Below are 11,993 nucleotides of genomic sequence, written 5' to 3'. Positions count from 1 at the left end.
GGCGGGGGAGCGTCCACGGGAGCGCGCAGCATAGACCAGCGCCGCGTCGCCCCGCGTCCGTCCGCCGCTCCGTCGCCCAGGCCGCGGGCGAGGCAGCGGCCCCTGTCGTGCCGAGGACGGTGGCCGCCTTCCACCCCCCACGCGGGCTCCGGATGGGCCCGTCCCCGCCCAGCCCGGTGACGCACCCCGGCGTGCCTACTGTTTAATTGGGGATTGTTGCTTTCTCGCGTCTTGAGACAGAGTGCCCTCCGGAATCAAAGGGAGGGAGTCAGCTTTGTCCATACGTGTGGGTCTCGCCCGCGGGGTGTGTCTCGCGGTCCTGCTCTGTGGCGCCGGAGCGTTCGCTCAAGGCGTCTCGGTCATCACCGGCACCATCACCAGCGCGGAGGACAAGAAGGCGCTGGGGGACGCGGTGGTGACGGCCACCTCGCCGAAGCTGCAGGGTGAGCGGGTGGTGGTCTCGGATGCGAGCGGCCTGTATCGCATCCCGCAGCTGCCGCCGGGCACGTACACGCTGCGCGTGGAGCGCGAGGGCTTCGAGCCCTTCGTGCGTCCGGACATCGTGCTGCGGTTGGACCGCACCATCCGGGTGAACATCCAGCTGTTGCCCTCGGCGTTCGGTGAGGAGATCTCCATCAGCGCGGCGCCCACGCTGGACGTGGGCTCGAGCACGCAGGGCATGAGCGTGGACGCGGACTTCCTGCGCAACGTGGCCGTCATCCGGCCGGGCAGCAAGGGCTCCGCGTCGCGCTCGTTCGAGTCGCTGGCGGAGCTGGCGCCGGGCGCGGTGGAGGACCGCTACGGCGTGAGCGTCAGCGGCAGCAGCTCCCCGGAGAGCCAGTACGTGGTGGATGGCCTGTCGGTGAACGACCCGGGCGTGGGCACGCTGGGCACGCCGCTGTCGGTGGAGTTCGTGCAGGAGGTCAACGTCATCACCGGCGGCTACATGCCCGAGTACGGCCGCTCCACGGGCGGCGTGCTCAACGTCGTCACCAAGTCGGGCTCCAACGAGTTCCACGGCTCGGTGTTCGCGAACATGGCGCCGGGGGCGCTGCAGCGAAACGGCACCATCGTCCGACAGGCGGGCAGCGTCATCTCCGCGCAGGGGCAGCCCTGGAACCAGGGCGACTTCGGCTTCGACCTGGGCGGCCCCATCCTCAAGGACAGGCTCTGGTTCTACGCGGGCGTGGCGCCGTCGTTCAATCGCATCCGCGTGGACCGGCAGTTGAGTGTGCTGGAGATCTGCGGAAAGGACGACACGAGGCCGGGCTGCGCGAAGGAAGAAGACCCGGTCCGCGACCCGGAGACGGGCTTCGGACTGGCGACGCCCATCGAGGGCTCGCGCACGCTGCGCTTCGCGGATGAGCGCAGCCTCCAGTACATGACCAAGCTGACGTACCTCTTCAACCCGGACCACAACCTGTCCGTGTCGGTGTTCGGCACGCCGCGCTCCTCGGGTGGCTCGGGCAAGTATTCCTTCAGCGATGACGGTGACCCGGAGGTGTGCGTGGGCCTGTCCTGCACCGCCTTCGTGCAGGGGAGCTACGACTCCATCGCCACGCGCCGCAGCAACGGGGTGATGGACATCGTCGCCAAGCAGTCCTCGTCCTTCTTCGGCAAGACGCTCCTGGTCGACGCGACGCTCGGCTGGCACCACCAGGCGGACAGCATCCTGCCGTCGGATGGCTCGGGGCTGCTGTCCTCCTCGGGCCTGTCCGCGGAGCCGAACATCGCCTGGCGTCGTACGGGCGGCCCGGAGGGTGTGCGCACCATCAACGATTACGAGCCGCTGCTGGACCCGTCCGTCTGTGGCTCCACTGCGCGGGAGCGGCAGCTCCGGTGTCCTGTCAGGGCCTACTCCAGCGGAGGCCCCGGGACCATCAGTGAGCAGGAGCTGGACCGCTTCCAGGGCAAGGTCATGGGCACCTACCTGTTCCAGGCGCTCGGTCACCACATCTTCAAGGCGGGCTTCGACGCGGAGCGGATGAGCTTCTACAACAACCGCGCGCGCTCGGGCGGCACCCACTGGCAGGAGTGCGCCAACGGCAGTTGCTTCTTCACCCTCAACCAGTACGGCTATCTCGAGGGCCCGGACCAGCCGGTGTTCCTGGCGAGCAAGGAGGGCACGTCCACGTCGGTGACGGTGGGCGGCTTCGTGCAGGACAGCTGGTCCATCCTGGACAAGGTGACCCTCAACGCGGGCCTGCGCTACGACGTGCAGACCATCCGGGGACTGGACGACAAGGTGGGCCTGCACCTGCCCAACCAGTGGTCGCCGCGCGTGGGGCTCATCTACGACTTCACCCAGCAGGGACGCTCGAAGCTGTTCGTCAACTTCGCGCGCTTCTTCGAGAACGTGCCGTTGGACCTGGCCGACCTGTCCTTCCCGCAGCAGCAACTCCTGTCTGCCACGTACGGCTCGGCGAACTGCTTGCCGAGCGACCGCGAATCACGGCTCACGGGCTGTATGTCGCCAAGCAACCGACAGACCATCGGCAGCCGGGAGGGACCGAACCAGCGCTGGGATGCGCAGGGTGGAGACCGCGTGCCGGTGGACCCGAACATCCGCGCGCAGTCCGCGGACGAAATCATGGTGGGGGGTGAGTACGAGCTGCTGCTCGGCCGCTTCGGCCTGACGTACACGCGGCGCGTGCTCAACGACGTCATCGAGGACATGAGCCGCGACGACGGCAACACCTTCTTCCTGGGCAACCCGGGCAAGGGGTTCTCGACGGACTTCCCCGAGGCGAAGCGCCACTACGACGCGGTGAACGTGTACTACCAGAAGGCGTTCACCGACGGCTGGCTGGCCCAGGCCAGCTACACGTGGTCCAAGCTGCGCGGCAACTACTCCGGCCTGTTCCGCGCGGACACCGGTCAGTTGTCGCCCAACCTCACGCGCGACTTCGACCTGCTGTCTCTGACCACCAACCGCGACGGGCCGCTGCCCGGGGACCGCACGCACTCGCTCAAGGCGTTCGGCGCGCGCGAGTTCAACCTGACGCGCACGACGAGCCTCAACGTGGGCGGTGGTTACCGCAGCCGCTCGGGCACGCCGCTCAACTACCTGGGCGCGCATCCGCGGCGCAGCGGCTCGGAGACGTTCATCCTGCCGCGAGGCAGCGCGGGCCGGCTCCCGTGGGTGCACAACATCGACACCCGCGTGAGCGTCAGCCAGAAGCTGGGTGGGGACTACGTGCTGAGCATGTCGCTGGACGTGTTCAACGTCTTCAACTTCCAGCAGCACACGGCGGTGGACCAGACGTTCACCACGACGCGTGTCTATGCGATTGAGCAGGGCGGCAAGCCCGAGGACCTGTCGGCGTGCCTCACCGCCAACAACCCGGACTGCAAGGTCATCTCGACCACGACGAACCAGCGCATCCTGGAGACGGACATCAACCCCAACTTCAAGCGTCCCACGGCCTACCAGGCGCCGCGCTCCGTGCGGCTGGGCGCGAAGCTGACCTTCTAGGCGCTCGCCATGAAAGGACATCTGCCAATGATTCGTCGAATGGGATGGGGCGCGCTGGCGGCGCTGGTGCTCGCGGGCTGTGGGATGGAGGACCCGGAGGCGCAGTGTGTGGTGGCGCGGGCCGTGACGGATGGCTCCACCGGCTCGTTCGCCACGGTGTACACGCTGCTCCCGGGACAGAACCCCGACCTGCAGTGCGCGCGGCTGGCGCCGGAGGCGGTGGGGATGCAGAAGTACTACAGCCAGGACCCCAAGGCGCCGGACACGGTGGCGCTGCGCAGCGCGCGGATGGGGAAGCTGCTGGTGGACTTCAAGGACCGGCCGGACCTGGATGCGTCGCATACGCCGTACTCGGTGGGGCCGCTGGCCAGCGAGGGGCCGGGGGCGGACCACTTCTGCGACGTGCCGCAGCTGTCGACGACACGGCTGGAGGTGCCGGCGACGGACACGCTGCCCGCGCAGAGCTTCGCGTACGAGTGGTCCAACCTGCGCATCTACAACACGCCGGGCATCCCGGGGACGCAGTTCAAGGCGGACCTGCGCTACTCGGAGAACGGGTGCACGGCGACGTACCAGGCCAAGGGCATCTGGCCGGTGGTGAGCTGCGCCACCGCGGGCAAGCCGGACGACGTGAAGTGCGACCCGAATCCAGACTTCGCGGCGGGCCGTCTGCGTGGCTCCGGAATCAATCCCGTGTTCCCGGTGAAGTGTGACCCCGTCGCGCTCATCTGCGTGCTCACGGGGGAAGTGCCGTCCGACGAGACGCCCTGAGTGAGCGTCGAGACCCTTCCCGCTTCCGTGTCTTGAAGCGGGGAGGGGGCCTACTGGAGGGGGGTGGACTTCTGGTCCACGCCCGACACGCGGCGCCACTGCGCGAGGCTGCGGGTCTCCTCGGGGTCGGCCTTGAAGGTGCCCTCGGCGGCGTACTGGTTACCGTCCATCTTCAGGCCGGGGCGGTGCTTGCCCAGTCGCACCAGGTGCCGACCCTGGATGGAGTTGCCGCGCACGGTGAGGTTCTCGCTGGGCGCGCCGTTGGAGCCCAGCCCGAGCATCATCCCGAAGCCCTCCGTGTCGGAGATGGTGTTGCCCACCACCGTCACGTCGCGCGAGTTCTCCACGCGGATGCCCGCGCCGTCGCTGCCGCCGCTCTGGGTGATGCCCTTGATGGTGTTGCCGCGCACCACGACGTTGACGGGGCTGGGCTGGTTGCCCTCTCGCGAGCCGCCCACCGCGATGCCGCGTCCCGCGTCGGAGATGCGGTTGCCCTCGATGCGCACGTTCCGCGCGGAGAAGTGGACGACGACGGCCTCGCCCGCGGACGTGGGGGACTTGCGGAAGCCGTACATCGTGTTGTCACGGATGACGACGTCGTGGCACGTCTTGATGTCCACGGCGTTCTCGTCGTTGTCGTGGAGTTGGTTGCCCTCGATGACCACGTTGCGAGCGGGCGCCTGGCCCTTGCGGTCCGGCAGCAGGCACTGCACCGAGTCGCCCGAGTTGCCGTGGATGTCATTGCCGCGCACGGTGATGTTCCGCGACGTGGCCTGGATGACCACGCCGTGCGAGTCCCCCTTCGGGGCCCGGCGGAAGTCGTGGATGTGGTTGTTCTCGATGAGCACGTCGCGCGCGCCACCGTACGTCGCGACGCCGGCGCCCAGCGTGCCGTGGTGGATGTGGCAGCCGGTGAGCACCGCGCCGGTGGTGTCGCCCTCGAAGAGGACGGCGAAGCGCGGCTGCCCGCGCACGTCGATCTCGAAGCCCTCGATGACCCAGTGGGGCTTGCGCACCTGCACCAGCGTGCCGCCGCGCGCCGTCGGGACGATGCGGGGCGTGCCCTCGCCCAGCAGCGTGATGGGGGCGTTCGGCTTGCCGGCCTTCACGGCGGGGCCATCGATGAAGACGCCCTCGGCGTACTCACCTGCCTGGACGCGGATGAGCTCGCCAGGACCCGCGTGGCGCACCGCGCGGCCGATGGTCCGGAACGGGGCGCGCTTCGTCCCCGCGGCCGTGTCGTTGCCCGAGGGGCTCACGTACCACTCGCGGGTGAAGCGGCGGGGGCGCGGGGAGGAGGCCTTAGCGACGCTCTCCTGGCTGCCCTGCTCCCGGGCGCTCGGGGGCTCCGCCGCCCAGGCGGGCGTGGTGGCCCACATGGCGCAGGCAAGGCCCCATCCCAGTGTTCGCTGGCCGACCCTCATCCCCATCCCCTTCCGCACGAGACCGTCCCCAAGGTGCGCACGATGGCTCCCTGGGGAAGCGGGGCGAGGTGGGAGTCGTGCGCCCCTGTCGAGCGAAGAGACGGAGGGGGCGTCCTCCCGAGGCCAGCCAGGGGGCGCTTGCCCGGTCGAGCGAGAGTCCCGAGCCGTCGAGCCGCGCGGGAGGAGAGGCGCCTCCCTCCGGGGAGCCGCGATGACGGTCGGGAGGGAGGACTCCGTGGCGGATGCGCGGTCCTCGGAGTCCTCCTCCACCTTCAGGGAGGCGCGGGCGTCTTGAACTCGGGGATGAGCTCACCGGTGAGGCGGATGCTCTTGAGCACGGCCTCGTGGGAGAGGGCGCCCACCTGGTGGAAGGACATCAGCGCGTCGATGCCCAGGGCCTCGTAGCGCTTGAGGCCCTGACGCACCTGGTCCTGCGTCCCGACGATGAGCGAGTCCTGGGCGCTCAGCACCTCCCAGACCTGCTCATCGGGCACGGCCTCGCCGGACATGATGCGGCCGAGGATGCGCTGGGCCTGGGACTGGGGTGCGTTGGGGTCCTTGCGTCGCAGGTACTGGCCCGTGAGCCCGCCGCCAGCGGGGTCCTTGGCGAGGGCCTCCAGCTCCGCGGCGGATTTGACGAAGTGGTCCTTGGCCTCGAAGAACGTGAACGAGCCGCTCGTGTACCAGGCGGCTGCCTTCGCGGCGCCGTTCTCCATCGCCTCGCGCTCGGTGTCCGCGCAGTGCACGAAGGTGAAGAAGGCCACCTGGTCGTTCACGAAGTCGCCGACGGGCTCACAGCGGGTCCGCAGCGCTTCGCGGTAGAGGTGGATCATCTCCGCGACTTCTTCGGGGGAGGCCCACAGCGTCACGCCGAGCGCGCCGACGCCGTTGCGTCCGGCCTGTTCGAAGGACGCGGGGCTGGAGCACGCCTGCCACAGCGGAGGGTGCGGCTTGCGGAAGGGCTTGGGGATGACGTTGATGTCCTTGACGCGGAAGTCCGGTGAGTCCCAGGAGAACTTCTCCTGGGTCCACAGCTTCGGAATCATCTGGAAGGCCTGCTGCATCTGCGAGCGGGTGGCGTCGGGCTCGATGTTGAAGACGCGCCACTCGGGGATGGTGCTGCGCGCCATGCCGAGTTGGAAGCGGCCGCCGCTCAGGTGGTCGAGGAACGCGGAGCGTTCGGCGATGCGGATGGGGTGATTGAAGCGCGCGGGCGCGAGCGCCGCCGAGTGCCCCACGTGGATGTTCTTGGTGCCCATCGCGATGGCGGTGAGCATGACCTCGGGTGCGGAGCTGTAGCTGAACTCCACGGCGGTGTGGTGTTCCACCTGCCACCAGACGCCGTAGCCCATCTCGTCCGCGAGCCGAGCCTGCTCCAGCGTCTCACGGATGATTTGATGCTCGTGGTCCGCGCCAGTCCACCGCTCCTTCGGGTGCTGCATCTCCGAGAAGATGTCGAGTCTCATGTCCGGTCCTCCCCCTGTAGACCTCGGGTTGCGGAAGACTGTAGCACCGTGGGTGAATCAGTCCGCGCACCTGGTCCAATCCTTGTCATGGGGGGGCCAGGGTTGACATCCATTGTTTGTTTCGGCGGAGGTGCCCGCAAGCGCCGGTTCCTCGTGATGAACGTGCGGGCACCTGGCTCCGAGGAGTCAAGGCGCGGCGCGGCCACCGATTTCCGGGAAGCGCTCATAGGCGCGCTTGAGCGCGTCCAGGTGGGCGGGATTATCCAGGTCGAGCGGCGTCTCGGTGAGCTGTACGACCCAGCCCCCTGTCGCCGTGCGTCGAGCCCGTGAGAGCAGGTCCGCGTCACGGGCGGGGTCCGGGAACCCGATGGCCTGTGCGGCGGCGGAGGACCAGTAGTTCAGCCACCCGAGGTAGTAGGGAATCTCGGGAGAGCGGATGTGCTCGAAGACCTTCAGGGCGGGCAGCCCCCGGCGTGGAGACGGCGGCCCTTCCAGGGTGGGTGCGGTCTGATAAGCGATGTCGATCGCAGCATCATGTGGCGTCGCGCGCCCCCAGAATGAGTGTGTGCCCTCTGCTACGCGCTCCAGCATCTCCGCCGCTGCCTTGATGACCGACGCATCGAGCGGCAACCGCGCATGGACTTCAAACAAGGCTTGACCGCCAGGGCTGAAGAGTCCGTCGTTTCCCCTTCCCATCACCGTCACGGGGTAACTCTCATCCCCGTTGCACACCAGAGGGAAGCCTCCGTCCTTGATCTTTCCAACGAGCCACGCGTCGCGCTGTGGCAACGCGGCAAGGCGCCGCCCTCCGGTAACTCTCCACTCTAGCCGTAGGCCAGGGAGCGCCTGTTCCATCCCATGAATGGCCGCGAGTGGGCGGTTGTCGTCACCTGCGAGTGCAGGCGCGTAGACGGTCAGAAGGAGGCGAGGTGGTGTAGTCATCGTTTGCATCCCGTGACGACGATTCTGAGCGAGGGAAGGACAGCGAGCAGCGCTTCTTTGTGCGCTTGGGTACTCACTCCAATCATGAAGTCGTAGCCACACTCCACCGCTGCTCTGCGCTCCCTTGCTATTCGCTTCAAGTCCTTCTCGATTTCTCGGTTTTGGATGAAGTCAGAATACGTGTCGAATCGATGGGTCTTGATCTCCCAGAGCACTCGTGCGCCGACTTGCAGCGCATCGAAGCGCTCACCGGCCACGATGACGTCCATGCCGGGATAACGGTTGGGCGGGAACTTATCGGCGCACTCGTTATGGGGGATATCTTCGCCCGCATGCCGAACCGGGATGGGTTTGCAGTCCGGGCGGCGCTCGCGCTCCAGAGGCTCGGTTGGCCCTGGAGGAAACCAATCCAGTCCTGATGGTTCGGGCTTTCGGTCTGCCGCAGGCTTCTTGAGGGGCTGCGTCTGGACCTCGGACCTCGCGCTCTCGCGGGATGCCCGCCGATACGCAGCCAACTCCTCGCTGATGGCGGCTGCCACCACGACCGCACCCGCGACAATCACGGCCCCGACGATGATTTCGGGCGCAATCAGAACGCAGACGCCCAAGCCAAGTACAGCGGCCCCCGCGGAGGCGACAGAGCATCGTCCCGTGACATCACGAAACTCGAGCCGGTCATGGTCGAGCGCATGAAAGCACCGCTCCACCAGCACGGCCCAATCGTTGGAGGCCTCCCGCACCACGCAGCGGCCGCCATCCACCCACGGCAGAGTCGCCGCTCTCTGGAGGTTGGCGACCCTGGAGTCTTGGGCCGCTGAGTCTCGTGTGTTCGGCGCTGTCGTCGCACAGGCGGAGAGAAGCAGCAGAAGTGCGGCGCAGGCGCGGAGTCGCATGGTCACGTCCGTTCAATCAGGCCGGGCTGTCGTGGGTCAAGGAGGGCCAGCCGCGTCCGAGCGGGACAGCGCCGCGCGGCCACTTCAGGCATTCTCCCGCGCATGGCACAGCCACCTCGCTTCCGGACCTACGCGAAGATGCCCGCGGCGGGCGAGCCGAAGTCTGTCCCCAGTCCCGGTGGTCCGTGGATCGCCCTGGAGAAGGTCCATGGCGCGCAATTGGTCATCGCGGTGCGCGCGGGGCAGGCGTGGTTCGGCAAACGCAAGGCGTGGCTGACCGAGGAGGAGTCCTTCTTCGGCTGGCAGCTCGTGCGAGCACAACTGGGCCACGCCGCCGAGCGAATGGCCCATGCCTTGGGGGCCTCCACCAGCACCGTGTACTTCTATGGGGAACTCTTCGGCGGCCATTATCCGCATCCCGAGGTGCCATCCGTGCCGGGGCTGTCCGCCGTGCAGACTGGCATCTGGTACGCGCCGGACCTGCGCTGGTCCCCGTTCGACGTCCTGCTCGCCCGGAATGACGAAGACGATGGCGTCTTGCTGGCCCACCCGGAGCTGGAGGCCGCGGCGAGGGACGCTGGGCTCATGACGCCTCCCGTGCTTCGCCGGGGAACCCGCGGCGACATGGACAGCGTCCCCACGCGGTTTCCAACGCGGGTCCCCGGGCTGTTGGGGTTGCCGACGCTCGCCGACAACGTGGCGGAGGGGCTGGTCATCAAGAGCGAGCTGCGCGCCTCCCCGAGCGCGCGCGCCTCCGTCAAACGGAAGATCGACGAGTTCAGCGAGGGCCGCTTCGACGAGAGCGAGGCATGGCGTCCGCATCAGGCCCTCTCGGTGGAGACGCTCGTGGACTGGTCCGCGCGACTGGTCAACCCCGCGCGAATCGCCAGTGCCATCTCCAAGTGTGGACGCGACCACGTCGACGCCCTGCTCGACGAAGTGGTCCTCGACGTGCGCGTGGACCTGGAGCTGGCGTTCCCGCTCGCCTATCGCTCGCTCGATGCCTCCGCGGAAGAACTCCTCTCGTCTCGGATTCGAGAGCGAGCCCGTGTGCTCATCCAAGCCGCGCTGGTGCCTCACGGTGCGTGACGACCAATGGACAGCAACCCGCCATCTTCAATCGGCCTCCCATTTTCTTTTGCCGTCGTGAATACACGCAGTCTTCAATTTTACGTGCGCAAGTAATTATTGGTTTCCAGGCAACTCGTTCCTGAGTGGCAAGAAAACCCATTCGTCACACATCACCGAATGGGTTTTTCCTCACCCCTGGAGCGACATGAGAAGACAATTCCTGGCACTCACCGTGCTGACGCTGGCTGCGACCAGCGCCGCCGCGGCGGACCGCATGAATCCGACGGACCTGCGCCGCGTGACGAAGGCGCGTGAGCACCTCGTCCCCGCCGTCGCGAAGGAGTTCGGACCCAAGGCCCGGTTCGTCCACCTCTTCGGGCAGGGCAAGGGAATGCTGGCCGGCGTCGTCGCGGAGATTCCCGCCGACGCTCTGGGCACGGACGAGCTGCCGCTGCTGGCCATCGTCCAATACGACGAGGCCACGGGCGCGGTGCGCGTGGTGGACCGTGAGTTCAAGTACCGCGAGGCCCGAACGGTAGGCCCCGAGGTGGCGCTGCTCGACGGCGAGGGCAATCTGCGCCTGCGAGACGCCAACGGCCGCGAGCGCCTGCTGGCGCAAGGCGTGGGCGGGGACCTGTTTCCCACGGCGAAGGGCGACGCCCTGGTGGCCACGCTGGCGATGTCCCGCGGGCCCAAGCACGAGACCTCCGTGGGCCTCATCGATATGAAGGGCCGCGTGAAGGTGCTGGCGGATGGCCCCGGCGTGGACGCGACGCCCAGCATCTCTCCGGATGGACGGACCGTGGTCTTCGTCTCCGGCCGCACCACCGTCGCGTCGTTCTACGTGACGGACGTGGACGGCGCGGCGCCCAGGCAGCTCACCAACCTCGGGATGGACAGCACGATGCTGTATGGCGGCCCACCCAAGGGCTTCGTGCCACCGCCCGTCTCCAGTCACCACATGACGTGGTTGAGCGACGACGTGCTCCGCTACAACGCGGGCGGCGGTGAGTTCTGGAAGCTGAACGTGCGGACGGGCGAGGCCTCCGCGGACCTGGGCGGTGAGAAATGAGTCGCGCGATTCGGCAACTGCTCATGCTGGCGCTGTGTGTCCTTCCAGCCCTGGCCTCCGCGCAGACGATGTTCCGCTTCCCCGCGTCGCAGCTCGCGGACCAGTGCGGCAACGGCGGCTGCACCGTGAGCGCGTACAAGGACTACGGCGGTCGGGACTACGCCTGTGGAGGTGTGCGCTACAGTGGCCACACGGGCACGGACTACGCGCTGGTCGGCGGGTTCAGCAAGATGGACTACGGCGTCTGGGCGATGAATGCCGCGCGGGGCTACATCGAGTCCAACGTGGATGGGTATTACGACCGGTGCAACTACTGGAACCAGTCCAACCCCTACGCCGCCTGTGGCCTCTACACAGCCAACTACATCATCATGCGGCACCCGGACAACACCCAGACCTGGTACTGGCACCTGAAGGCCTATACGCAGCAGTTCGCCCGGGGCACGTCGCTCGACTGCGCCTACTGGATTGCGCGAGTGGGCTCGTCGGGGGCCTCCACGGGGCCGCACCTGCACTTCGAATACTGGGTGCCGGGCTACGGCACGGATGACCCGTATGCGGGTTCCTGCGGTACGCCATACACGCGGTGGACCTCACAGGGCGCGTACCGGGGCCTGCCGGGCATCGCCTGTCAGTAATGGCGGTGTGGACGGCACAACCCCTGTTGGCAAGCTGAGCGATCCCCGCATTTGAGGGAGCGGCTTGCCAGCCGCCTACCAGGTGGTCGCGTGCGAGGCGGAGTGGTGGAGAGCAAGAGGAGAGGTCATGCTGGTACGCAAGGTGGCCATCAACGAAGAGCAGGTGCGGGCGTTCCTGGAGAGCTTGTTCGAGCAGGACCTGCACGCCAAGAGGGTGCTGTCGCTGTCGCATGCGACGCTG

The 11,993-nt window shown here is 67.7% G+C and carries 9 protein-coding genes; 5 read left to right on the top strand and 4 right to left on the bottom strand.

Going from position 1 to position 11,993, the window contains the following annotated elements:
* Positions 1 to 274: 274 nt before the first annotated feature.
* Both FL311_RS34935 and FL311_RS34930 read left to right on the top strand, forming a co-directional pair.
* On the top strand, positions 275 to 3,475 hold the full coding sequence (locus FL311_RS34935; RefSeq protein WP_141332020.1) for a TonB-dependent receptor: 3,201 nt from the start codon (positions 275 to 277) through the stop codon (positions 3,473 to 3,475).
* A gap of 27 nt (positions 3,476 to 3,502) precedes the next feature.
* Positions 3,503 to 4,246 (top strand): hypothetical protein, encoded by a 744-nt coding sequence (locus FL311_RS34930; RefSeq protein ID WP_141332019.1) that lies wholly within the window; start codon positions 3,503 to 3,505, stop codon positions 4,244 to 4,246.
* A 50-nt stretch (positions 4,247 to 4,296) separates the two neighbouring features.
* On the opposite strand, the gene FL311_RS34925 is transcribed toward FL311_RS34930, so the two are convergent.
* The 4 genes from FL311_RS34925 to FL311_RS34910 all read right to left on the bottom strand — a co-directional run bounded on the left by FL311_RS34925 (position 4,297) and on the right by FL311_RS34910 (position 8,971).
* A complete protein-coding gene (locus FL311_RS34925; RefSeq protein ID WP_194869483.1) occupies positions 4,297 to 5,625 on the bottom strand; it encodes a nitrous oxide reductase family maturation protein NosD in 1,329 nt (442 codons plus the stop codon).
* A 317-nt stretch (positions 5,626 to 5,942) separates the two neighbouring features.
* The gene (locus tag FL311_RS34920; protein WP_141332017.1) at positions 5,943 to 7,136 is read right to left on the bottom strand and encodes an LLM class flavin-dependent oxidoreductase; all 1,194 of its coding nucleotides are present in this window, start codon (positions 7,134 to 7,136) and stop codon (positions 5,943 to 5,945) included.
* A 186-nt stretch (positions 7,137 to 7,322) separates the two neighbouring features.
* Positions 7,323 to 8,078 (bottom strand): DUF5953 family protein, encoded by a 756-nt coding sequence (locus tag FL311_RS34915; RefSeq protein ID WP_141332016.1) that lies wholly within the window; start codon positions 8,076 to 8,078, stop codon positions 7,323 to 7,325.
* A complete protein-coding gene (locus tag FL311_RS34910) occupies positions 8,075 to 8,971 on the bottom strand; it encodes a DUF6310 domain-containing protein (RefSeq protein ID WP_141332015.1) in 897 nt (298 codons plus the stop codon). The genes FL311_RS34915 and FL311_RS34910 overlap by 4 nt, the downstream gene beginning before the upstream one ends.
* Before the next feature lie 102 nt (positions 8,972 to 9,073).
* Between FL311_RS34910 and FL311_RS34905 the strand changes: the two genes are divergently transcribed.
* The 3 genes from FL311_RS34905 to FL311_RS34895 all read left to right on the top strand — a co-directional run bounded on the left by FL311_RS34905 (position 9,074) and on the right by FL311_RS34895 (position 11,752).
* Positions 9,074 to 10,060 (top strand): RNA ligase family protein, encoded by a 987-nt coding sequence (locus FL311_RS34905; RefSeq protein ID WP_141332014.1) that lies wholly within the window; start codon positions 9,074 to 9,076, stop codon positions 10,058 to 10,060.
* Positions 10,061 to 10,247: 187 nt separating this feature from the next.
* Positions 10,248 to 11,114 (top strand): PD40 domain-containing protein, encoded by an 867-nt coding sequence (locus FL311_RS34900; RefSeq protein WP_141332013.1) that lies wholly within the window; start codon positions 10,248 to 10,250, stop codon positions 11,112 to 11,114.
* Positions 11,111 to 11,752 (top strand): M23 family metallopeptidase, encoded by a 642-nt coding sequence (locus FL311_RS34895; protein ID WP_141332012.1) that lies wholly within the window; start codon positions 11,111 to 11,113, stop codon positions 11,750 to 11,752. The genes FL311_RS34900 and FL311_RS34895 overlap by 4 nt, the downstream gene beginning before the upstream one ends.
* Positions 11,753 to 11,993 lie beyond the last annotated feature (241 nt).

Source organism: Myxococcus sp. AB025B (genome assembly GCF_006518215.1).
Taxonomy (GTDB): domain Bacteria; phylum Myxococcota; class Myxococcia; order Myxococcales; family Myxococcaceae; genus Myxococcus; species Myxococcus fulvus.
This window is presented reverse-complemented; position numbering and strand designations above follow the sequence as displayed.